This window comes from Arthrobacter hankyongi (genome assembly GCF_022012395.1).
Taxonomy (GTDB): Bacteria; Actinomycetota; Actinomycetes; order Actinomycetales; family Micrococcaceae; genus Crystallibacter; species Crystallibacter hankyongi.
Genome location: NZ_JAKLTQ010000004.1, coordinates 220,362 through 240,479, shown reverse-complemented (window position 1 = coordinate 240,479; position 20,118 = coordinate 220,362). Strand labels below are relative to the sequence as shown.

Genomic DNA, 20,118 nt, shown 5'->3' with positions numbered 1-20,118 from the left:
GATTCCCCTCAAGTTTGCGGCTTTGATCTGGCAAATGGCCGTCGGTCAGGAGGTTCCTTCCGGACGCGGCAGTGATGTCTTCCACCTGCCGGCCCTCGACCCAGGCGGAATCTCCGCGGTCCGGTCCGTCACCGCTGGCTGGCGCACCGGATGCGCGGGCTCTGGCGGCCGGCCTGGCGGGGGTGGGACAGCCGGCCCGGCGTGGGGCTTGAAGCGCAGCCGTCCCGGCGTATCCTGCGGCGGTCTGTCTCCGGATGCCCGCACCCGCCTGCGGACCCAGTCGCTGGCATCCGAGATGATGCCTTCCAGCGGTCCTTTGCCGATGACCGCGCGCCACAGCACGGCGAACAGCATGAAGGAAATGATCTGGATCCACAGCGACAGCACAGGCCGCGTCACGTCCAAAACGTCGATCGCGAAAATAATGACGTGCGCCGAATAGAGGGTCAGCGTCATCGCACCGATCGCGGCAAAGGGCGAGAACACCTTGCCGCCGCGGTGGGTCACGAGCAGGATGAGGCCCAGGGCTGCCACGGCTGCGCCCAGAGTGTGCAGGACGGTCAATGGCGTCTCGGAGTACGGCGTGACAACCGCCAACCACCACCACGTCGTATTTGGCATCAGCGTCAAATCCGGACCGTATGCCAGCACGTCGGTTATCTCTGCCCTGGTTAGTGACGGCGTCGCCTCGACCAGACGCTGCATCCCTCCGGCAGGGCCCAGCAGGACCTGCGAGATCACCCAGGCAGCAAGAGCCAGGACCGCTCCCCAGCCCGCGAGCGCAAGCTGGACTTTTCTCGACGTCAGCACTTGCCGGCCAATGACCATTCCTACGCAAAGGTAGGTCATCCACAGGAACACCGGATAGGTGCCGGTGATGAGCATATCGACGATGAACAGCACCGGCTGTTGGGCCGCGGTGAACAGCGTGTAGTCGGCCTCGGGGTCGAGCTGTTCGGGGATGGTGCCGTTGAGCAGATGGCGGAGGACAGGTCCGACTATCGCAAAGAACAGCGCCGCGATCAGCAGGAAACGGGACGATCGGCCGTAGAACGGCACGGCCACGAGGAACAGGATGCCGAAGTAGGGAATGATCGTGTCGATCGGCGTTTCCAGATGCCCCAGCAGCAGACCCACCAGCAGGATGAGCAGTCCGCGGACCACCAAGGCTGCCCGGTCGGCCGTCAGCGTACGGCCATACAAGTGGCCGTGGGACCTTTTCTCCACGAAGGCGATGGACACCCCGGCGAGCACGGCGAACAAGGCGGAGGCCCGCCCGGCGAAAACGGCGAAGGCCAAGGTCATCTTGTCGTTGTCTAGGTGCGCCTCCGGGAAGACATGGACGGAAATCATGCCGATCAACGCCACTGCCCGGGCGACGTCGATACCGATGGCACGTCGCGATGATGTCGGCCCCACCGGCGGTTCCACTGCGGGAAGTGCCACTGGTTGCGCAGCGGATGTCGGTTTTTGCGTGTCAGAACTCATTATGTGCCCCGTGGATCTTTTGTTGCTTGCTGCCCCCGATCTATCCTTTAGCCCACCCTGTTATCGATCCGTTACTGAGCCGTTACCGCACGTTCCCGCCCGGCGCGTCGCCGCCGGATCTATCCCCTGAGCAGGCGCACGTGGTCCGGGTTCAGATCCGCCATTTTGTTCACTCCGAGCAGGCGCATGGTCAGGGCCGCCTCGGTGCGCAGGATGTCGATGGCGCGTTCCACCCCGGCCCGGCCGCCGGCCATCAGCCCGTTCAGGTAGGCCCGGCCGATCAGCGTGAAATCGGCGCCGAGGGCCAGCGCCGCGACAATATCCCCGCCGCTCATGATGCCGGTATCGAGCATGATCGCCGTCCGGCCCTTCAGCGCCGCGGCCACGTCCGGCAGCAGGTGCAGCGGAATCGGCGCGCGGTCCAGTTGGCGGCCGCCGTGGTTGGACAACACGATCCCGTCCGCACCGTGGTCCACCACGCGCCTGGCGTCGTCGATGGTCTGGATGCCCTTGACCACCAGCTTGCCCGGCCAGGTTGCGCGCAGCCAGTCCAAATCCTCGAAGCTCAAGGTCGGGTCGAACATGGAGTTGATCAGCTCGGTAACGGTACCGGCGTAGCGGGAGAGGTTGGCGAAGGCCAGCGGCTCATGGGTCAGGAAGTTAAACCACCAGGCCGGCCGGTAGGAGGCGTCCAGCACCGTCTTCAGTGTCAGCGCCGGCGGGATGGTCATCCCGTTGCGCACGTCGCGCAGCCGGGCGCCGCCCACCGGCGTGTCCACGGTGACCATCAGGGTATCCACCCCGGCCTTGGCCGCCCGCTCGACGAGGGCCAGCGACCGGTCCCGGTCCGTCCACAGGTACAGCTGGAACCAGTTCCGTCCGTCCGGCGCCGCGGCGGCGACATCCTCGATCGACGCAGTGCCCATGGTGGAGAGGGTGTACGGGATGCCCGCCGCGGCGGCGGCCCGGGAGCCGGCGTATTCGCCCTCGGACTGCATCATCCGGGTGAAGCCGGTCGGCGCGATGCCGAAGGGCAGCGCGGAGGCCTTGCCCAGGACCTGGGCCCGCAGGTCCACGTCCTTGACGTTGCGCAGGATGCCGGGGCGGAATTCCAGGTCCAGGAACGCCTGGCGCGCCCGCGCCAAGGTGATCTCGGCCTCGGCCGCGCCGTCGGTATAGTCGAAGGGCGCCTTGGGCGTCCGCCGCTTGGCGATTGCGCGCAGGTCGCCGATGGTGTTGGCCCGGCGCAGCCGGGCGGCCGCGCCGAGGGCCGGCTTCTTGAACTGCATCAACGGCGCGAGTTCGCCCAGCTTCGGGATGCGGCGCTGCAGGGCCGGCGGTGTGAAGCCGTTCTCCGGGTTCTTGGTCATGGTCATGGTTATGGTCACCTCGGTAGTCCGGCGGGGCGGCGCAGCCGCGGCGCCCGGTAGAGTAGCCCTCACGCCAGAACGCAGGCACCACCAGGAGAACGCCATGACCACACCCGCCACGGAGCATTTCACCTCTGTCGAGGAGCTTATCCGCCACCGGTATTCCTTCGACAAGTCGTCCCAGCATCTGGGCATCGAGGTGGTCGAGGCCGAGGAAGGCCGGGTGGTCATGGCGATGGACGTCCAGGACTCCATGCTCAACGGCCACCACATCCTGCACGGAGGCTACCTGTTCACCCTCGGCGACACCTGCTTCGCCTTCGTCTGCGAGTCCGTCGGGGCGCCCTCGGTCTCCCGGCAGGCCGAAATCACCTACATCGCCCCCGGTGCCGCGGGGTCACGGCTGGTGGCCACCGGCGTCGAACGCACCCGCTACGGCCGCAACAACATCGTGGACATCAGCATCCATGACCAGGACGGGCAGCATCTGGCCGAAATGCGCGTCTTCGGCGTGCTCGTCCCGAAGAAGTAGGGCCGCCCGCAGCCGCGGCAACACCGACAACCATCCCACGGAAGGATTCCTGCCATGGTGAACGTACCCACGGTCAAGCTGAACAACGGCGTCGAAATCCCGCAGCTCGGCTTCGGCGTCTTCCAGGTCCCGCCGGAACAGACCCAGCGCTCCGTCGAGGCGGCGCTGGAGGCCGGCTACCGGCATATCGACACCGCCGCCGCATACCGCAACGAGTCCGGCGTCGGCGCCGCGATCAAGGCCAGCGGACTGTCCCGCGGGGATCTGTTCATTACCACCAAGCTGCGCAACGGCGAACAGTCCGATGCCCGGCGGGCCTTCGACAACAGCCTGCGCGAGCTCGGCCTGGCGTACGTGGACCTGTACCTGATCCACTGGCCGGTGCCGTCGCAGAACCTCTACGTCCAGGCCTGGCGCGAGCTGGAGCGGATTTACGACGACGGCGGAGCGCGGGCAATCGGCGTCTCCAACTTCCTGCCCGAGCACCTCGACGCGGTGCTCGCCGCGGCGGACACGGTTCCGGCGGTGAACCAGATCGAACTCCACCCCACCCTGCAGCAGCCGGCCGTGGCGGCCAGGACCCGTGAACACGGCATCGCAGTGGAGGCCTACAGCCCGCTGGGACAGGGCGAAGACCTGGCCGCCCGGGCCGTGACCGAACTCGCCGCAGGGCACGGTGCCACGCCGGCCCAGGTTGTGCTCGCCTGGCAGCTGGCCCAGGGCAACATCGCCATTCCGAAGACGGTCAGCCCGGACCGGATGGCCGAGAACCTGGGCGCCTTGGACGTACCCCTGACCGAGGAAGAACTTGGCACGGTCAGCGCCCTGGAGGCGGGCAACCGCACCGGTGCCGACCCGGCAACGGCCGACTTCACGCAGCTCTAGCCGCGGCGCGGGAGCCGGCGCGCCTTCCTCGCTCACCGGGCCAGCAGTGCGTCCAGCTTGGTGAACGAGCTTTCCCAACCCTCGTGCGTCTGGTCCGTCCAGTCCCGGGACGGGAACGGGCCCTGGCGCAGCGTTAGGCGCGTCCGGCCGCCGTCGTCCTCGAAGGTCAGCAGCATGGACACGTCCAGATGCGTGCTCTGACGGTCCATCGCCTCGGCGGAGATGTGCGCCTCGAGCAGTTCCGGTTCCACGAACCGGGTGATCACGGCATCGACCGGCGAGGGCGTGCCATCCTCGTCCATGATCATGGTCAGCTTCCAGACTCCGCCCACGCGCGGCTCGACCTCGATCCGGTCCCGCGGTGTGCTGACGCCCACCGGCCCGAACCACTGGGCGAGCTGGTCCGGGTCGATAAAGGCCTTGAAGACCAGTTCCCGCGGTGCGTCGAAGACACGCGTCAGGAACAGAGTGGTGTCCTGGTCGGTTGATTCAGTCATGGTGGTTCTCCTCGTTCCTTGCCAGGGTTCGTTTAAGGTGCGCGTCCAGGCGGTCGAAGCTCTCGTCCCAGAAGCGCCGGTAGTCTTCCATCCACGCAGTGGCTTCCCTGAGCGGGCCCGCTTCGAGACGGGAAGAGCGCCATTGCGCCGAACGGGTACGGGAAATCAGCCCTGCAGCTTCCAGGACCTTCAGGTGCCGCGAGACCGCGGGCAGACTGATGTCGAACGGTTCGGCCAGTTCCCCGACGGTGGCCTCACCCTCGGTGAGCCGGGCCAGGATCGCCCGCCGCGTGGGATCTGCCAGCGCGGCGAAGATCATGCTGAGCCGGTCCGTTGCCATCCATTTAGCCAATCAGTTAAATAACCAATAAGTTAAATGTACTCCTGGCGGCCGGCACGTCAAGGCCCTTGACCGCCCCCGGCGCCGGACGGAAGGCGGTAGCGGGCCGCCGCCGGCACCCTCAGTAAAAGTCCCACACCATGGATTACGACGACATGGATTACGACGACGCGTTCCCTGCTTCCGCTGCGGCCCGGCCGGAGCCTGCCCCGGCAGGTGCTGGCCCGGGGCGGTTCCGTGCGCTCCGGCCGCTGGCCAGGCGGGACTTCCGGATCCTGATCGGCGCGCTCTCCGTTTCCATCTTCGGCAGCGGCATGTGGGCGGTGACCATGGTCTACCAGGTCATCGGGCTCGGCGGCGGACCGGTCGAGCTGTCCCTGGTGGCCACTCTGGCCGCCGCCGGGCTGGTGGCCTTTGTGCTGCTGGGCGGCATCGCTGCCGACCGGCTGCCCCGCCGCAGGATCCTGGTCCTGGTGGAGGCGGTCAATCTGCTGGCCCTGGGCTCCGTCACGGCGCTGGCACTGTCCGGCGCCCTGCAGCTGTGGCATCTGGCCGTGGCCGCATTCGGACTCGGCATCGCCTCCGCCTTCTTCTTCCCTGCCTACTCCGCCATCCTGCCGCGGATCCTGCCGCCGGAGGAACTGCTGGCGGCCAATGGTATGGAGGGGATGATCCGGCCGCTGCTGCAGCAGGCCGCCGGGCCGGCCGCGGCCGGCCTGATCATCGCCGCCAGCTCCCCGGCGCATGCCGCCGCGCTGATCGCCGCAGCCCACGCCACTGCGCTGCTCACGCTGTTGCTCCTGCGGCCGGAGCCCCCACTGGATCCGGAACCGCACCGCGGCGGCCCCGTTGCCGCCGTCGGGCCGGACGGCCGGACCGTTCGGAACGCTGCCGGTCCGAAGCCGGCCCGGCGCTCGGCCTGGGCGGACCTGCGCGAGGGCTTCGGCTACACGGTGCGGACCCCATGGCTGCTCTGGACCCTGCTGTTCGCCGTGGTCGCCGTGCTGCTGAGCGAGGGGCCGATCGAGGTGCTGCTGCCGTTCCTGGTGCGGGAGCAGCTCGGTGGCGGGGCGCAGACATTCGGTTTCCTGCTGGCCATCTGGGGCGGCGCCATGGCTCTGGGCGCCCTGCTGGTGTCTTCGCGGCCACTCCCCCGCCGCTACCTGACTGTGATGATCACGGCCTGGGGCCTGGGCACGGTTCCGCTGGCCTTCATCGGCTTCATGGACAGCTTCTGGCAGATGGCGGCGGTGATGCTGGTGGTCGGCGTGACCTGGGGAGCGGCCCAGGTCATCTGGGGAACGCTGCTGCAGCGCCGGGTTCCGCGGCAGCTGCTGGGCCGGGTGTCCAGCCTGGATTTCTTTGTCTCGCTGGCGCTGATGCCGGTGTCCATGGCCGCGGCCGGCCCGCTGGCAGCGGCGGTGCCCATTTGGCTGATTTTCCTCGTGGTCTCACTGGCCACCCCGGTGCTGGGATTTATCGCACTGCTGGCGGCCAGGATGCCGCAGGACGAGATCGCCCACCCGCTCCGTTCCTGACCGCAGGCCGGGCGTCAGCGCGGGCGGTAGGCGGTAATCATCGGGCAGTCGAACGGATCCCGCGCGGACAGGCCCACCTTGTTCAGGTAGCGGACGACGATTCCGTAGGACTTAGGCAGCGTGGTCTCGGTGTAGGTGATCTTGTGCGCGGCGCAGTAGTCGCGCACGATTTCGCTGGCACGGGCCAGGTTCGGCCGCGGCATGCTCGGAAACAGATGGTGCTCCACCTGGTAGTTCAGCCCGCCCATCAGCGCGTTGACGAACCGACCCCCGGTGATGTTGCGGCTGGTCAGCACCTGGCGGCTGAGGAAATCCACCTTGGCGCCCTGGGGGATCAGCGGCATGCCCTTGTGGTTCGGCGCAAAGGACGCCCCCATGTACACGCCGAAGACGGCCAGCTGCACGCCGATGAAGGCAAACGCCATGCCCACCGGCAGGAAGTAGAAGATGACGGCCACATAGAGGACCAGCCGCGAGATGACCATGGCCAGCTCGCGCTTGCGGCCCTTGACCTGTCCGCGGGCGAAAAGGGACCGGAGCGAGGTGGCGTGCAGGTTCAGGCCTTCGAGCAGCAGCAGCGGGAAGAAAAGGTAGCCCTGCCGGCGCGTCATCCAGGCCATGATGCCGGTACGGGCCTGCGCCTGGTCGGCCTGGAAGGAAATGGTGTCCTGCTCGATGTCCGGATCCTTCCCCACGGTATTGGGGTTGGCATGGTGCCGGTTGTGCTTGTTGGTCCACCACTGGTAGCTGATGCCGACGACGGCGTTCGCCAGGAAGCGCCCGGCGCGGTCGTTGGCGGGGCCGGACTCGAAGACTTGGCGGTGGGCCGCCTCGTGGGCAAGGAACGCCAGCTGGGTGAACAGGACACCCAGGACGCCGGCGATCAGCAGCTGGAACCAGCTGTCCCCCAGCAACACAAAGCCCGTGGCGGCACCGGCAAGGCCGAGCGCAAGGGCCACAAAGAGGGTGATGTAGAAGGAACGGCGCCGGCGCAGCAGCCCGGCATCCCGAACTGTGCGCAGCAGCTGGGCGTAGCCGGTGGAGGCCGCGGTGCCGCGGGCCTTCAGGGCTGGGCGGGGTGATGCAGTAATAGTCATGCGGCCTTCAAGGGATTGAGTCCGACTTCCCAGCCGCGAAAACGGGCGGTTGCCCAGCAGATACCCCTTAGTCTATCGGGCGAACCTGAACGTCCGCTAGGTGCCCGAAAGGGCTGCGGGCCGGAGCGGCAATCGCCGTCCCGGGAAAAGTACTGTACAGTTAGCTGCGTAGTTGTTGTGTTGCGCATTAGATTTTTAGCAACAGGACCCTTCACCGAAGGGCTTGTGCTTCTCTGAACGGCGGTAAAGAACACCGCTGCAGGCGATCCGCGAAACTCGCGGTCGTATTAGAGCTTCAGAAGGAGCACAAAATGGCAACTGGAACCGTGAAGTGGTTTAACGCCGAAAAGGGCTTTGGCTTCATCGCCCCCGACGACGGCAGCGATGACGTCTTCGCCCACTACTCCGCTATCGTCTCCACCGGCGGCTACCGCGAACTGCGCGAAGCCCAGAAGGTCGAGTTCGAGGTCACCCAGGGCCCCAAGGGCCTGCAGGCTGCGGACATCCGCCCCCTCTAAGGGACCGCCTCGGGCATAGCGCCCATATTTGACCCCTAAATGCGGGCCGCTTCCTTTGCGAACAGGAAGCGGCCCGCATTTTTGTTTACGGCGCATTCTGGCCACCGGGCGGCGTTCGGGGCACACTTGTTCTATGCCTGGTTTGACCGTAACAGCGATGGTGGATGTGGCCGGGAGCATGGCCGAGGCGGTGGCAGGAGTCATGCTGATCGGCGGAACCATGCTGCTGATCTTCGGCATGGCAGCCGTCCTGTCGGCCTGGCTGGTGGTCCGGAAGGTCCAGCGTTCCCGGCGGATCCGCAACGGCTGGACCAAGAGCACCCTCACCGTCCGTTCGCTGTCGGGCGACGACGCCGGACGCCGGCTGGCCCGATTGCGGATCCAACTGCGCCGCTCGGCCGAGGCAACCGAACGGACCCTGGCCGCGGCCGACATACACGGCCGTCCGGTGGGTGACCTGCCGGCGGTTGCGGCCAACCTGGCCCGCGCGGAGCGGACCCTGGATGAACAACTGCGGCTGGCCGAACGGGAACCCCATCCGGCACTGAAACAGACTTTGGCCGCGCGGCTGGACGAACAGGTCCGGCGTGCGTGCGCCCTGGCGGCGGAACTGCGCCAGAACCTGCTGCTGGCAGGCGACTCCATCAGCGCTGCACAGCTGGAGCGTGCCAGCCGCCATCTCGCTCTGGAAGCGGATGCCTTGCGGGCTTGGAACCGCAGTTACGGCGGCCGCACCGCCGCGCCCATCCGCCCCATGACGGACCCCCGCGGCTACCGGTAGAAGGACGAGGGAACCGGCCGTGTCCATCCGCCGCCGCATCACTGCGATCATCCGCACTACCCGCACCGTACCGGCGGAGACCCCGAACCCGTTGGCCAGCCTCGACGCCAGCTATCAGCAACAGTTGGATGCACTCGATGCCGCCCGGCGGAGCGCCGCAGACGTGGCCGCCAACCGCCGCCGGGTCCAATTGCTGGCCGGGCAGGCTGCAGCCGAAGCGGAACGGCTGAACCGCCAGGCGGAGGCCGCCGTCGCTGCCGGGGATGACGACGCCGCCCGGGACGCCCTGCGCGGCGCCCTCACCGCCGGCAAGCGGTGGGAAGCGCTGGACGGGCAGCAGCGGAGCCTGGACAGCCAGCTGCGCGCCCTCGAGCAGACGCTGAGGCGGCTGGAGCAACGCATCGAGGATGCCAGGCTGCACTACCTGAAGCTGAGGACGGACTACAGCGCCGCCCAGGCCGCGCTGGGCGTGCAGGATGCGCTGCGGGCCTCGGGGCAGGGGGCCATAGAGGCCCAGTCCGCCGCAGTTGCCGCGGAACGGGAAGTCCGCCGGCTGCGGGCCCTGGCCGAGGCCCATGAGGAGCTGGCCTGGTCGGATCCGAATTCCCACCAGGTGCGCGAGGCCTTCGAGGAACTCGAGACCAGGCTCTCGGCGGAAGCCGAGCTGTCACGCCTGAGGGCGCGCACGGATCCACCCGCAGGTTCCTAGGCGTCCGCCTGCACCGTGCCGGGAGGGCCGGCCAGTCCGGGCGCCAGGGTTCCGGAGGGCCAGGCGGTTGGGGGAGCTGGCCTGCTCGGACCATTTTCCGGGTCCTGCTTTCCGCACCGGCCGGCCGGCACCCTGCGGAACAAACCGCAAGACGGGAAAAGAGGGCCTACTTCACCGAAGGTATCTTGCCCGCGAGCACCGCCGCGGCCGCGGCCCCCCGTTCACCCTTGCAGTTGCTGGTGTAGTAGGCCCAGTTGTCCGGCGCGCCCATCGCGAAGGCCATGCAGTCCGCGGCCTGCTCGTAGCCCGTGGAGCCGGTGGTCTTGTAGATCGCGTTGAAGGTCTCGGACATCCTGGCATGGTCATTGTTGAAAGTGACCCGCTGGACCACATGCGCGCACTCGTGCAGGGCCACATACTTCAGCCCCAGCTCGGTCAGCCCGGGGTAGAGCTCGATGCGGTTCTCCGGCCACATGGACTCGGCATAGCTGCCGGGACGGACCGTGATCATGGTGCTGGGGCAGTAGTCCTGGATGAATTCGTGGGCCTGCTGTGCGTAGCCGGTGTAGTCCTCGGGATTCTCGTGGCGGATGGTGACCGTTTGGCTCAGGCCCGCATCGTTGGCGGTGGAATCCACCACGAGCCGGTACTTCTTGCTCGCCGTCTTGGTGGTGGCTGGGGTGGTCACCGTCTGGGCCGTTGAATACCAGCTGCCCGGCTGGGGCTTCCAGTTCAGGTTCTTCAGGGTGACCCATTTGCCGCCGCGGTATTCCTGGAACCGGCCTTTGCGGGCAACGTCCGTGTAGTACAGCTGGAGGGTGTGGCTGGCCTTCTCGCCGGCGGCCACCCGGCCCCGGTTCTGCTCGAAGAGCGTGCTGCCCTGGGCCGACTGGACCCAGGTCGGCCACTTCTGGTAGCTCAGCGACTGGGACGCGGACCTGGCCACGATCTTGGAGCCCTTGAGCAGGGTGCCCCTGACCTTGACCGTGGCCCGCTTGCTGAATTTGTAGGAGGCTGCGACCGTCTGCGAGGACTTGGCTACGGACGTGGGGGCCTTCCAGACGGTCACCCATTTGCTGCCGCTGTAGCGCTGCAGCGCCGCCCTCAGGCCCTTGGCGTTCTTGGTCTTGATGTTGACCGTGGCGCTGGGATAGTAGGTCACCAGCGGAGAATTGTTGAGCGCTACCGTCGTCTTTGCAGCGGCCGCCGGAACAGCGGTGCCGACGACGGCGACCGGCCGGGCGGCCAAGGTTGCCGCAGCTGGCTGCGGCAGGGCGGCAGCGGGCGCGGCGGCCGCCGCGAGCAGGGCAAGCACGAGCGCCAGGACAGTAACGATCGAGGCAGGAAGCTGTCTCACTTTCGGATTCCCCCAACAAAATCAGCAAAGCAGGCTGTACCCCCGCCAGCCTAAGGGGTGGTTATCCTAGGCAACACAACCGGACGGGAATTTGGGTTAATCGTTTCCAAATTGTTCCCTGCCCGAGCCGTGCCGTTCTTGACAGCCCACCAGCCGTGACAGGCATTCCGCCGCACCGGTACCGGAGTCGGCTGCCGGCCAGGTGCCGGTCAGCTGCCGTGCCGCGCGCCGGCGTGCGCACCGCCGTCGCCGGTCAGTTCGCCGTGGTAGATCCACGGCTGCCGGGGCAGGGATGCGGGGTCAAAGGCCGGCAACGCCGCCTCGGGCAGACCGGCCGGAAGCCCTAAGGACGTGAGCAGGGCGTCCCGCACCGCGGCGGGGTCCAGGCCGCGGTGCCCCAGCTCCGCCAGGGTCACCGCGCCGTCGCGTTTGGCCAGCCGGCGGCCTTGCGAATTCAGCACCAGCGGCACATGCGCATACCGCGGCGCCGGATGCCCGAGCAGGCCGGCCAGGTACGCCTGCCGCGGCGCGGAACTCAGCAGGTCGTCGCCGCGCACCACCTGGTCGACACCCTGGGCGGTGTCATCAACGACGACGGCCAGGTTGTAGGCAGGCACACCGTCGTTGCGCAGCAGCACCATGTCGTCGACCGTCCCGGTGTAGTTCCCATGGAGTTGGTCCCGCACCGTGAACCTGCCGGTGTCCGCGCGCAGCCGGAGCGCCGCCGGCCGGACCTTGCGCCGCTGGGCCCGTTCGGCCTCGTCCAGGTTGCGGCAGGTCCCGGGATAGGCGCCCTGCGGTGCATGCGGGGCGGAGGGCGCATGGAGGATTTCCCGTCGCGTGCAGTAGCACTCGTAGACCAGGCCGCGGCCGCGCAGATCCTCGACGGCTCCCAGATAGCGGTCCAGGCGCGCGGACTGGTGCACGACCTCCGAGTCCCAGGCCAGCCCCAGCGACGCCAGGTCTGCCAGCTGCCGGTGCTCGGCCCCGGCACGGACCCGGTCCAGATCCTCGATCCGGAGCAGGAAGCGCCGGCCGGTGCTGCGGGCGAAGAGCCATGCCAGCAGGGCGGTGCGCAGGTTGCCCACATGGAGGTCTCCGGAGGGACTGGGCGCAAAACGCCCGGCCCCGGCGGTCACTGCAGCATTCACTCCCCCAGCCTACTGGCCGTGCCGGTTGTCCGGTTCCGGAGCCAGGCTTAGACTGGCGCCGGAACCGGAGTATGGAAGCCATGAAATCTCCCCGCACCCTCGCCGCCGGCGCGGAACGGCTTGACCGGCCCGCGTCCGGACCGGACGAGCAATTCTCCGGATACGCGGTTACCGGACTGCCGTTCAGTTCCGGCCACATTCTCGCCCTGCGCCGCTTTCCGGCCAGCTCGCTGGGCCCCGGCTACACTTCCGTGTGGCTGCGCAATCCGGCAGGCACCTGGGCCATGTATGTGACGGTCGACCCTGCCCTGTCCTGCCCGCGGTACTTCGGCAGCGCCGTCGGCAGTACCTGGGTACAACCGATCTCCATCACTTGGCGCGGCGACCATGACCTGGCTGTCGGTATCGGCGGCGACGTGGACCTGGCCTGGGAGCTCCGCCTCGGCTCCACCCCGGCGACCCTCATCTTCTCGGCCATGGCCGGCACCCTGCCGGAGAAGCTGTGGCGCAGCCCGGCATTCCTCCGGGCCGCGGGCAGCACGGGCGGCCGGCTCCTGCGGTCGGGGCGCATCGCGCTGACCGGCCTTGCCCCCAACGGCCAGCGCTTCAGTGTTCGGCCAAAGCGGCTGTGGCTGGTCAAGGAAAGCAGCGCGCGGCTGCGCGGACAGGACCTGGGCCGGCCCGGCGCCCTGCCGGTCCAGGCCCGGCTGGGCGGTCTGCTGATCCCCCAGCGCGGTTTCTTCATGGCCGGAACGGCGATATTCGAGCCCGCGCGCGGCAGCGTGAGGTGAAACACAGAATTTACACCAGCGAAACCTGACCGGTTAGTTGCCGCGCCTAGGATCGCTGGAGTACGGCAGCGGCCGCAGCGATGGGGACTGGGCCGCCTGTGCGCCTCAACACCGGTTCCCCGCCGGCATCCATATAGTCATTTAGTGCCCTGTTTTAGATGGGAACATCCATGGACTCTGGAAATGTTGCTTGGGTTCTCGCCAGTTCCGCGCTTGTCTGCCTGATGGTCCCGGCGCTGGCCCTTTTCTACGGCGGGATGGTCGGCTCGCGGCGCATCCTGAACATGATGATGATGTGCATCGGCGGGGCCAGCCTGGTGGCAGTGCTGTGGGCACTCTTCGGCTACTCGCTCGCCTTCGGCAATTCCGTCGGAGGCCTTGGCCTGATCGGCAACCTGACCGAATATCTGGGCATGTCCCAATTGCTCGCGGACAACCCCAATGCAGCCCTGCCCGGCGCCTTGTTTGCCGCCTTCCAGCTGTTTTTCGCCTGTGTGACGACGGCGCTGGTGGCCGGGGCCGCAGCGGGACGGATGAAGTTCGGGGCCTGGATGCTGTTCGCCGGCGTGTGGGCCACCCTGGTCTACTTCCCGATCGCGCACTGGGTGTTCGCCTTCAGTTCCGCGGACGGTTCGGTCACCGGCGGCTGGATCGCCAGCGGCATCAAGGCGATCGACTTCGCCGGCGGGACGGCGGTCCACATGAACGCCGGTGTCGCCGCCCTGGCCCTGGCCCTGGTCCTCGGCCGCAGCACCGGCTGGCCGAAAAGCGAACACAGCAAGCCGCACAGCCGGCCGCTGGTCCTGGTGGGCGCGGGCCTGCTGTGGGTGGGTTGGTTCGGCTTCAATGCCGGCTCCGCACTCGCCGCCGGACAGTCCGCGTCGGTCGTTTTCCTGAACACCGCCGTCGCTGCCGCGGCTGGACTGCTGGCGTGGGCCCTGGCCGAACGGCTCCGGCTGGGTGCCGCCAGCAGCATGGGAGCGGCATCCGGCCTGATCGCGGCGCTGGTGGCCATCACTCCCGCCTGCGGGGCCGTCAGCCCGCTCGGTGCCTTGGCCATCGGCGCCATCGCCGGGGCGGTCTGTTCCCTGGCGATCGAGTGGAAGTACCGGCTCGGCTTCGATGACTCCCTCGACGTCGTCGGCGTCCACCTCGTCGGCGGCCTGATCGGCACGCTCCTCATCGGGCTGTTTGCCACGGCGGCGGCCCCCAACGGCGTCAACGGCCTGTTCTACGGCGGTGGCTTCAGGCAGCTTGGCATCCAGGCCGTGGCCAGCGCCGCGGTCCTGGCCTATTCCTTCACCGTGACGTGGCTGATCGCCAAGGCCATCGACAAGACCATGGGCCTAAGGATCGACCCCGCCGACGAACTGCGCGGCATCGACCTGGCCGCGCATGCTGAATTCGCCTACCTCACCGACGAAGAGCCGGTGGATCTGGGCTCGCCCCGCCGGACCTGACCGTGCCGGGATTCACCGGAAAAAGGGGGAGGGGGTGCGGCATGCCGCACCCCCTCCCCCCTACCCGACGACGGTTAGTCCTTGAAGGCGTCCTTGACCTTCTCGCCGGCATTCTTCAGGTCCGCCTTGGTCTGGTCATCCTTGCCTTCGGCCTCCAGCCGCTCATTGCCCGTGACGGCACCGGCTGCTTCCTTGGCCTTGCCGCCGGCCTTCTCGGCAGCATTTCCGACCTTGTCATCCAAACCCATGGTCAATCTCCCCTCGGTTGGAGTGGCCGCCCGGCAGGATACCGGCGGCCGGTCCTTCCATGCTAACAGAACAGCTAAGCATGCTGATGATTGCGGCCGGCCAATGTCAGGATCGTCCGATGCGGCGCCCTCGCCCAACGGTCCCGCCGAAGCGTCCCACCGCCGTCGACGGTCACCGTACCGCAACCAGGTCCCGAAGCCGCTCGAGGGCCTTCGGCCATGCCTCATCAAAGAAGGCCGCGAACGATTCCTCGCTGTCCAGTTCCACCTCGACGGTCGTCACCCCATCGGATTCGCTGAAGGAATAGGCCTCGCGGGCGCCGGCCCACTGCCTCGCTGCCTCACTGGTGGTGTCGTCCACGCCGTCGACGATCTGGCCGAAATACTCAACGCAGACAAACTCATCCGGCCTGTTCTCGACAACCCTGCCGATCATTCCGCTCAGGGAGCCGTCTTCGCCCGGACCGACGAAACGGATTTCGCTGCCCTGGTCCCAGCTGCCTTCGTAATAGGAACCTTCGCTAAACGCCCGGGTCCAGTCCCGATATGTGGCCCCATCCAGCATCGTGGTCCAGACGGTGTGGACGGGCGCGTTGATTCGCACCGAGTAGCGCAGCTTTTGCATGGCAGGGATCGTATCGTCCGCGCGCTGGACCAACAAGTACCTGGCCACCGTCGGGTTTTCCCAACCTGCCTGCCCTAGGTTCGCGAGTACGGCAAGGCCTACCGGTGCAAACCGACGGCGCCGTACCCCTCCTGCGGGAGGGAAACGTACTGTCCCGGGAGCCCCCGCCCGGGACAGTACCGCGCCGGGGCCGCCGGCAGCCGTCGGATCCGGCGCTGCTCAGGCCGGAACCCGGTCCAACCCGCACACGTGCCGGAAGTCCGGGTTGTCCCGCCACCCTGGCACCGCCGGGACGTACTGCGGGCAGAGCCTGCCGCCCAGGTATACCGCCGAGTACTGGCGCTCGGCGCCGTCGTCCTCCGACTTCATCACCGGAACCAGCTTGCCTTCGCCGGAAATCCGCTGCAGTTGTTCACGCCCATCCACCACGACGGTCAACTCGAGCTCGGGCTGGCAGACCACACCCTGCCGGCCAGGTACCAGGTCGACCAGCAGGCGTTTTTCCCCGTCCGGAGCCAGGGTGATTGCCTTTCCCGGAAAGTAAGGGCGTTGCGCGCCGGATGAGTCCGAGGTCCAGGCGCCGCTGCCGCTCTCCCCCACGCTGATCCCCAGCCCGACCGAGGGCACCGCGCCGCTGGCTTCGGGGATCAGCCGCAGCAACGTGCCACGCCGGGGAACGCTGCAGACGGAAACATCCCGGATCCCTGTGACCTGCACCTGGTCCGGGCCGTTGGCCTTCAGTGTCAGCTGGACGCGTCTGTTCCCGGCAATGACGCCTCCGCGTTCCTGCAGCCAGGCGGCTTGGTCCGGCACGTTCATCTGCCCGAGCCGAGCCAGCTCGTCGGCGGTTAGTTTAACTTCCGGCGGCAGCGACACATCGCCCCAGGTGGGCTCGGGAGCCGAAAAGACCGCGATGACCGGTTCCGGCCCAGACGTCGCGGGGCTGGCGGTGGCGGTGCCGGTTGCCTGTGGCGCCGGTTTCGCGCCGCAGCCGGCCAATGAGGCAGCCAAGACAAGCATTGAGGCGACCCAGGCTTTGGACCGGTGGCCCCGGCCGGCACCCGTGGACGGCATTGCAGCTCCGCTCGGCTCGATACCACCGGAATGTGTGTCAATGCTAGGAGCTTGGGAAAACGCCGGTCAAGAGCAGCCGCCGGGCGTGGACCGGCTGTTTTCTTAAGGACATCGAAATGCTGGCAACCATTCATATACCGGCCAGCTTCATTGCCGACACTGAAGGGTGTCCTTGACTCAGCAAATCACTGCCCCCAGATCATCGTGGCCTGCGCTGTTGGTATCGTCGCTGGTATTCATTGCCGTGTGGATCGCAGGGCTCGCGCTTGGGGGCCCGTCTGTTGCTTCCTCCGATTCGGGCGCCCGGATCCAGCTTGCCTTCCAGGCAAACACCGCCGGCGCCGTCCAGGGAATCCTGGTGCACGGGATCGCCGGGCTGGCGCTGGCGGCCCTGGGGGTTTCCCTAGCCCGCATCCTTCGGCCCGCCGCCGGCGTGGCCGCTCTCGGCCTGTCGGCGGCGGTGCTTTCGTGGGCGCAGCTGGGTTGCGAACTGGCGCTTTTCCTTGGCTCCGCGGTGGGTCCGGTGACGGCCCGGGACTGGTGGATTGCGCTGAGCATGCTCGACGGCGCGAAGATGATCGTGATCGGAGTCCTCATACTGCTCGTGCTCGTCCGGGCCAGGCGGCTCAAGCAGCGCGGCCGGACGTTGTCCACCGTGTCAATCTTGGCCATCGCGGCACTGGCCGTGTCCGGCTTCGGCTACCTCATGCTGAGCGGGCCACTGATGACGGCCGCGTATGCTTCGCTGCCTCTGCTGTTGCTTTGGGCAGGGACGGTCCCAGTTGCGCTGCGGCGCTACCGCCGTGCGGCTACCGCCGGGCATGACTTTGCCGGAACTTCGGTTCGGTAGGATCCGCGCATGACTACATTTCCCGCCGTCGTGGCCTGCATCATCCTCGGCGCCCTGGTTGTCTTCCAGTTGCTCCTGATCGCCGGCCTGCCGCTGGGCCGGCTGGCCTGGGGCGGGTCCCACAAGGTGCTGCCCGCCAGGCTGCGGATCGGCAGCGTGGTGTCCATTGTGCTCTACGGGCTTTTCGGCCTGGTCCTCCTGGACCGTGCGGAGCTCATCGACGTGCTGCCGGACGGCGTGTCGCTGGTTGGCGCCTGGGTGCTGACCGCCTACTTTGTCATCGGCGTCGTTATGAACGCAGTGTCACGCAGCAAGCCGGAGCGGTACACGATGACACCCGTGGCGCTGCTCCTGGCGGGGACGTGCCTGATCGTGGCAAGCGGGTGATCCGGGGTGCCCAAGTCGGGGAAGGCCCGGCAGTTCCCGTCTTTTCCCAAGCCGGCGGGCTTATGGTGACAGCGGGCGGCCCAGCCGCAAGATGACCGGCCGAGCCGCTGCCCCTCCCTCGGGAGGGATCAAGGTATTGCCCCGGTCCTGCCCCGGCCGGGGCAATGCTGTCTTCCGGGCCGGCAGGCCCGGTGCCGGGACACGTTCCTGTCCCGGCACCGGCACCTCATCGCTAGGAGGACTCTACCGGGGTGTCTTCGCCGGGAGCCTCCGCGGATCCGTCGCCGCCGGGTACTACTGCCCCGCCGTCACCGGGAGTTTCCACCGTCCCGTCGCCGGGGGTTGTGGTTCCGTCACCGCCGGGAATGCCTGGGGTGCCGTCATTGTCCTGGTGCCACTTCTGGTGCCAGTCGGTCAGCCAGTCCTGGAACTCCTCGTTCTGCCACCAGGAGCCGTACCACCAGCCGTTGCGGTGGTCGTGCCACTTGTTGTAGCCCTTGTACGACTTGCCGTGCTTGTGCTTGTAGTGGTGCTTCTCGTACTTGTTGTCGTACTGCACGGATGCGGACCGGCCGGTGTCCTGACGGGACTCGTGGGCCTGGGCCGGAGCCGCGACGGCCACTCCGCCCAGCGCCAGCACCGAACCGGCCACGAAAGTCATCATCTTACGCATGTCTCACCTCTTCTATCCTGGGCACCGAGGTGCCCTGACTCGATTTGGGATGCGGCAGCTGCGCTGGTCAAACGTTTCAGCGAGAAACTCGTGGGAATGACCACTGCCTTGTTGTGCGCACGGTTTAGACGTTAGGCATGTCCAACTGCCGGGTCAACCGCGGACCGGGCTGCCACAGGCTGCAGCGGGCATACTGGAGGTGAATTTTTGGCGGCCTGCAGGTGGACCGGATCAGCCGATATAGCCGTTCGGCATTCGGCTTGGCGTACAGGTACCAGACCGGCCGGCCGCCGGGATGCTGCTAGGGCAAGAGCTTGTAGACGTCGATCACCGTCTCCTCGGGCATGGAGGTGAATCCGCCCTCGATACCTTCCTTGAACCGCGGCAACAGAATGTTGTCCCGGAATTGCTCCCAGCTCTCTTTCGATTCATGAACCGCCATGATTCTCCATCCGCCCTCGGACTCTCCGGCGGCATGGAAAATCTGGCCGGCAGGCAGTTGGCCCTCGCCCGGATGAACGGCGGCAAGCGAGGCCTCGTACTGCTCGCGGGTGCCGCCCGGGAAGAAATGCACGATTCCATAGGCTGAGCTGTCCATGGCTGCTCCTTCGGTGGTGGGGGTCTTCTTATGGTGGCCCCGTGCCGGGCAGAAGACAACGGAGGAAAGCTTCGGAAAAGTTTGCCGGGACTCACCCTTGACCGTGCGCGTCGAACCCGCGCCGGTACTACGGCGCGGTGAAGCGGACGGTGTTTCCCCACGGGTCCTCGGTCACCAGCACGCCATCCACGTTCCGGTGGTTTACGCCCTGGGCGTCGAGCCGCTCCTTCAGCTTCGCGATCCCGCCGTCGTCGAACTCCACCGTGAAAGACCCCAGGCCCAGGTCGCTGGTGCGTGCACCGGCCCCATTGCTCATCCACGTGTTCGTGGCGACATGGTGGTGGTACCCGCCCGCGGCGAAGAAGAGCGCCCCGTTCGTTTCGGAAGTCACCGCGAAGCCCAGCGTGTCGGCGTAGAACGCCCGGGCCTGGTCCAGGTCACCCACCCGCAAATGGACGTGGCCGATATCCGGGGTGCCGGCGTCCTGGCCCGCGAGGTGTTCGGCGATAAACGCATTCGGGTCCAGTGGAGCCGATCCCATGACGACCTTGCCGTCCTTCCAGTCCCATTCGTCCGCGGGACGGTCGACATAGAGTTCGACGCCGTTCCCGTCGGGGTCTCCCAGATAGAACGCCAGGCTGACGGCGTGGTCCGCGCTGCCCTGGAAGCTCTGCGGTGCGGTGCGGGCCACCTTGGCGAGCACCGCGGCAAGGGACGCCTCATCCTCGTAAAGGAACGCCGAGTGGTAGAGGCCGGCCTGCGTTGGTGCGTCGGGCGTTCCGTCGACGTCCTCGGTGATGGACAGAACCTCCCGCCCACCCGCGCCCAGGGTCACCGCGGAATCCGTTTCGTCGAGCACGCCGAGCCCCAGGGCGTCCACATAATAGGCGCGCATCGGGTCCAGGTGGACCGGCCCCATCCGGGTGCCGGCCGGCAGGACCGAGGCCACCGGTGCGTCGTCCGTACCGTTGGCGGACACCGCCCACCAGGTGCCGCCGGCGGCAAGGACGAGCAGTGCCCCGATGATGATGGCGGCGCGGAAACGGGACTTGGACTGGGCTGGGACAGAAGAGGGCACAGTGGCGAAACCTGCCGACACGGCGGGGTATTCCACGGATCTGCCCATTGTGGGGAGGGCAACAAACATGG

At 67.4% G+C, this 20,118-nt stretch carries 23 protein-coding genes; 10 read left to right on the top strand and 13 right to left on the bottom strand.

Going from position 1 to position 20,118, the window contains the following annotated elements:
• Nucleotides 1-45 precede the first annotated feature (45 nt).
• Nucleotides 46-1,488, bottom strand: a complete 1,443-nt coding sequence (locus LVY72_RS08805; RefSeq protein ID WP_237819831.1) for a heparan-alpha-glucosaminide N-acetyltransferase domain-containing protein — start codon at nucleotides 1,486-1,488, stop codon at nucleotides 46-48.
• Between the two features lie 119 nt (nucleotides 1,489-1,607).
• Entirely contained in the window at nucleotides 1,608-2,864 is a 1,257-nt protein-coding gene (locus LVY72_RS08800; RefSeq protein WP_308190725.1) for an alpha-hydroxy acid oxidase, read from the bottom strand.
• A gap of 97 nt (nucleotides 2,865-2,961) precedes the next feature.
• Here LVY72_RS08800 and LVY72_RS08795 point away from each other — a divergent pair, with 97 nt between their 5' ends.
• On the top strand, nucleotides 2,962-3,390 hold the full coding sequence (locus LVY72_RS08795; protein ID WP_237819827.1) for a hotdog fold thioesterase: 429 nt from the start codon (nucleotides 2,962-2,964) through the stop codon (nucleotides 3,388-3,390).
• Nucleotides 3,391-3,444: 54 nt separating this feature from the next.
• Nucleotides 3,445-4,275 carry an aldo/keto reductase gene (locus LVY72_RS08790; protein ID WP_237819824.1) on the top strand — a complete coding sequence of 277 codons (831 nt, stop codon included), beginning with the start codon at nucleotides 3,445-3,447 and terminating at the stop codon, nucleotides 4,273-4,275.
• A 32-nt stretch (nucleotides 4,276-4,307) separates the two neighbouring features.
• Here the strand turns inward: LVY72_RS08790 and LVY72_RS08785 are convergent, their stop codons facing one another.
• Both LVY72_RS08785 and LVY72_RS08780 read right to left on the bottom strand, forming a co-directional pair.
• Complete coding sequence (locus tag LVY72_RS08785; RefSeq protein WP_237819820.1) at nucleotides 4,308-4,772, bottom strand: SRPBCC family protein; 465 nt, start codon at nucleotides 4,770-4,772, stop codon at nucleotides 4,308-4,310.
• The gene (locus tag LVY72_RS08780) at nucleotides 4,765-5,112 is read right to left on the bottom strand and encodes an ArsR/SmtB family transcription factor (RefSeq protein ID WP_237819817.1); all 348 of its coding nucleotides are present in this window, start codon (nucleotides 5,110-5,112) and stop codon (nucleotides 4,765-4,767) included. Before LVY72_RS08780 ends, LVY72_RS08785 begins: the two co-directional genes overlap by 8 nt.
• 140 nt (nucleotides 5,113-5,252) lie before the next feature.
• Between LVY72_RS08780 and LVY72_RS08775 the strand changes: the two genes are divergently transcribed.
• A complete protein-coding gene (locus tag LVY72_RS08775) occupies nucleotides 5,253-6,650 on the top strand; it encodes an MFS transporter (protein ID WP_237819814.1) in 1,398 nt (465 codons plus the stop codon).
• A 14-nt stretch (nucleotides 6,651-6,664) separates the two neighbouring features.
• Here the strand turns inward: LVY72_RS08775 and LVY72_RS08770 are convergent, their stop codons facing one another.
• Nucleotides 6,665-7,747 carry a fatty acid desaturase family protein gene (locus tag LVY72_RS08770; protein ID WP_237819812.1) on the bottom strand — a complete coding sequence of 361 codons (1,083 nt, stop codon included), beginning with the start codon at nucleotides 7,745-7,747 and terminating at the stop codon, nucleotides 6,665-6,667.
• A 311-nt stretch (nucleotides 7,748-8,058) separates the two neighbouring features.
• Between LVY72_RS08770 and LVY72_RS08765 the strand changes: the two genes are divergently transcribed.
• The 3 genes from LVY72_RS08765 to LVY72_RS08755 all read left to right on the top strand — a co-directional run bounded on the left by LVY72_RS08765 (nucleotide 8,059) and on the right by LVY72_RS08755 (nucleotide 9,755).
• A complete protein-coding gene (locus tag LVY72_RS08765; protein WP_237819811.1) occupies nucleotides 8,059-8,265 on the top strand; it encodes a cold-shock protein in 207 nt (68 codons plus the stop codon).
• Between the two features lie 133 nt (nucleotides 8,266-8,398).
• Nucleotides 8,399-9,046, top strand: a complete 648-nt coding sequence (locus tag LVY72_RS08760) for a hypothetical protein (RefSeq protein WP_237819808.1) — start codon at nucleotides 8,399-8,401, stop codon at nucleotides 9,044-9,046.
• A 19-nt stretch (nucleotides 9,047-9,065) separates the two neighbouring features.
• A complete protein-coding gene (locus tag LVY72_RS08755) occupies nucleotides 9,066-9,755 on the top strand; it encodes a PspA/IM30 family protein (protein ID WP_237819805.1) in 690 nt (229 codons plus the stop codon).
• A 166-nt stretch (nucleotides 9,756-9,921) separates the two neighbouring features.
• On the opposite strand, the gene LVY72_RS08750 is transcribed toward LVY72_RS08755, so the two are convergent.
• Entirely contained in the window at nucleotides 9,922-11,112 is a 1,191-nt protein-coding gene (locus LVY72_RS08750) for a hypothetical protein (RefSeq protein WP_237819802.1), read from the bottom strand.
• Between the two features lie 209 nt (nucleotides 11,113-11,321).
• The gene (gene gluQRS, locus LVY72_RS08745; protein WP_237819800.1) at nucleotides 11,322-12,263 is read right to left on the bottom strand and encodes a tRNA glutamyl-Q(34) synthetase GluQRS; all 942 of its coding nucleotides are present in this window, start codon (nucleotides 12,261-12,263) and stop codon (nucleotides 11,322-11,324) included.
• An 80-nt stretch (nucleotides 12,264-12,343) separates the two neighbouring features.
• Between gluQRS and LVY72_RS08740 the strand changes: the two genes are divergently transcribed.
• Nucleotides 12,344-13,054 (top strand): hypothetical protein, encoded by a 711-nt coding sequence (locus LVY72_RS08740; RefSeq protein ID WP_237819797.1) that lies wholly within the window; start codon nucleotides 12,344-12,346, stop codon nucleotides 13,052-13,054.
• Between the two features lie 170 nt (nucleotides 13,055-13,224).
• Nucleotides 13,225-14,514 carry an ammonium transporter gene (locus LVY72_RS08735; RefSeq protein ID WP_237819794.1) on the top strand — a complete coding sequence of 430 codons (1,290 nt, stop codon included), beginning with the start codon at nucleotides 13,225-13,227 and terminating at the stop codon, nucleotides 14,512-14,514.
• Between the two features lie 74 nt (nucleotides 14,515-14,588).
• Here LVY72_RS08735 and LVY72_RS08730 read toward each other — a convergent pair whose 3' ends face one another.
• From LVY72_RS08730 to LVY72_RS08720, 3 genes are all read right to left on the bottom strand, one after another.
• On the bottom strand, nucleotides 14,589-14,762 hold the full coding sequence (locus tag LVY72_RS08730; RefSeq protein ID WP_237819791.1) for a CsbD family protein: 174 nt from the start codon (nucleotides 14,760-14,762) through the stop codon (nucleotides 14,589-14,591).
• Between the two features lie 172 nt (nucleotides 14,763-14,934).
• The gene (locus tag LVY72_RS08725; protein ID WP_237819789.1) at nucleotides 14,935-15,387 is read right to left on the bottom strand and encodes an SRPBCC family protein; all 453 of its coding nucleotides are present in this window, start codon (nucleotides 15,385-15,387) and stop codon (nucleotides 14,935-14,937) included.
• A 219-nt stretch (nucleotides 15,388-15,606) separates the two neighbouring features.
• Entirely contained in the window at nucleotides 15,607-16,407 is an 801-nt protein-coding gene (locus LVY72_RS08720) for a hypothetical protein (protein WP_237819786.1), read from the bottom strand.
• A 271-nt stretch (nucleotides 16,408-16,678) separates the two neighbouring features.
• Here LVY72_RS08720 and LVY72_RS08715 point away from each other — a divergent pair, with 271 nt between their 5' ends.
• Nucleotides 16,679-17,311, top strand: a complete 633-nt coding sequence (locus LVY72_RS08715) for a hypothetical protein (protein WP_237819784.1) — start codon at nucleotides 16,679-16,681, stop codon at nucleotides 17,309-17,311.
• A 9-nt stretch (nucleotides 17,312-17,320) separates the two neighbouring features.
• Complete coding sequence (locus tag LVY72_RS08710) at nucleotides 17,321-17,698, top strand: hypothetical protein (protein ID WP_237819781.1); 378 nt, start codon at nucleotides 17,321-17,323, stop codon at nucleotides 17,696-17,698.
• 232 nt (nucleotides 17,699-17,930) lie between these two features.
• On the opposite strand, the gene LVY72_RS08705 is transcribed toward LVY72_RS08710, so the two are convergent.
• The 3 genes from LVY72_RS08705 to LVY72_RS08695 all read right to left on the bottom strand — a co-directional run bounded on the left by LVY72_RS08705 (nucleotide 17,931) and on the right by LVY72_RS08695 (nucleotide 20,083).
• Entirely contained in the window at nucleotides 17,931-18,371 is a 441-nt protein-coding gene (locus tag LVY72_RS08705; RefSeq protein ID WP_237819779.1) for a hypothetical protein, read from the bottom strand.
• 301 nt (nucleotides 18,372-18,672) lie between these two features.
• Nucleotides 18,673-18,969 carry a hypothetical protein gene (locus tag LVY72_RS08700; RefSeq protein ID WP_237819776.1) on the bottom strand — a complete coding sequence of 99 codons (297 nt, stop codon included), beginning with the start codon at nucleotides 18,967-18,969 and terminating at the stop codon, nucleotides 18,673-18,675.
• Nucleotides 18,970-19,096: 127 nt separating this feature from the next.
• The gene (locus LVY72_RS08695) at nucleotides 19,097-20,083 is read right to left on the bottom strand and encodes a VOC family protein (RefSeq protein ID WP_237819774.1); all 987 of its coding nucleotides are present in this window, start codon (nucleotides 20,081-20,083) and stop codon (nucleotides 19,097-19,099) included.
• Between the last annotated feature and the right edge of the window lie 35 nt (nucleotides 20,084-20,118).

Bases quoted from the DNA above. Each gene is read 5' to 3' on its own strand.
- LVY72_RS08705 (WP_237819779.1), bottom strand. From the start codon at position 18,371: ATGCGTAAGATGATGACTTTCGTGGCCGGTTCGGTGCTGGCGCTGGGC.
- LVY72_RS08710 (WP_237819781.1), top strand. From the start codon at position 17,321: ATGACTACATTTCCCGCCGTCGTGGCCTGCATCATCCTCGGCGCCCTG.
- LVY72_RS08780 (WP_237819817.1), bottom strand. From the start codon at position 5,112: ATGGCAACGGACCGGCTCAGCATGATCTTCGCCGCGCTGGCAGATCCC.
- LVY72_RS08775 (WP_237819814.1), top strand. From the start codon at position 5,253: ATGGATTACGACGACATGGATTACGACGACGCGTTCCCTGCTTCCGCT.
- LVY72_RS08785 (WP_237819820.1), bottom strand. From the start codon at position 4,772: ATGACTGAATCAACCGACCAGGACACCACTCTGTTCCTGACGCGTGTC.
- LVY72_RS08740 (WP_237819797.1), top strand. From the start codon at position 12,344: ATGAAATCTCCCCGCACCCTCGCCGCCGGCGCGGAACGGCTTGACCGG.
- LVY72_RS08795 (WP_237819827.1), top strand. From the start codon at position 2,962: ATGACCACACCCGCCACGGAGCATTTCACCTCTGTCGAGGAGCTTATC.
- LVY72_RS08720 (WP_237819786.1), bottom strand. From the start codon at position 16,407: ATGCTTGTCTTGGCTGCCTCATTGGCCGGCTGCGGCGCGAAACCGGCG.
- LVY72_RS08730 (WP_237819791.1), bottom strand. From the start codon at position 14,762: ATGGGTTTGGATGACAAGGTCGGAAATGCTGCCGAGAAGGCCGGCGGC.
- LVY72_RS08770 (WP_237819812.1), bottom strand. From the start codon at position 7,747: ATGACTATTACTGCATCACCCCGCCCAGCCCTGAAGGCCCGCGGCACC.
- LVY72_RS08760 (WP_237819808.1), top strand. From the start codon at position 8,399: ATGCCTGGTTTGACCGTAACAGCGATGGTGGATGTGGCCGGGAGCATG.
- LVY72_RS08700 (WP_237819776.1), bottom strand. From the start codon at position 18,969: ATGGACAGCTCAGCCTATGGAATCGTGCATTTCTTCCCGGGCGGCACC.
- LVY72_RS08790 (WP_237819824.1), top strand. From the start codon at position 3,445: ATGGTGAACGTACCCACGGTCAAGCTGAACAACGGCGTCGAAATCCCG.
- LVY72_RS08800 (WP_308190725.1), bottom strand. From the start codon at position 2,864: ATGACCATGACCAAGAACCCGGAGAACGGCTTCACACCGCCGGCCCTG.
- LVY72_RS08805 (WP_237819831.1), bottom strand. From the start codon at position 1,488: ATGAGTTCTGACACGCAAAAACCGACATCCGCTGCGCAACCAGTGGCA.
- LVY72_RS08765 (WP_237819811.1), top strand. From the start codon at position 8,059: ATGGCAACTGGAACCGTGAAGTGGTTTAACGCCGAAAAGGGCTTTGGC.
- LVY72_RS08735 (WP_237819794.1), top strand. From the start codon at position 13,225: ATGGACTCTGGAAATGTTGCTTGGGTTCTCGCCAGTTCCGCGCTTGTC.
- LVY72_RS08725 (WP_237819789.1), bottom strand. From the start codon at position 15,387: ATGCAAAAGCTGCGCTACTCGGTGCGAATCAACGCGCCCGTCCACACC.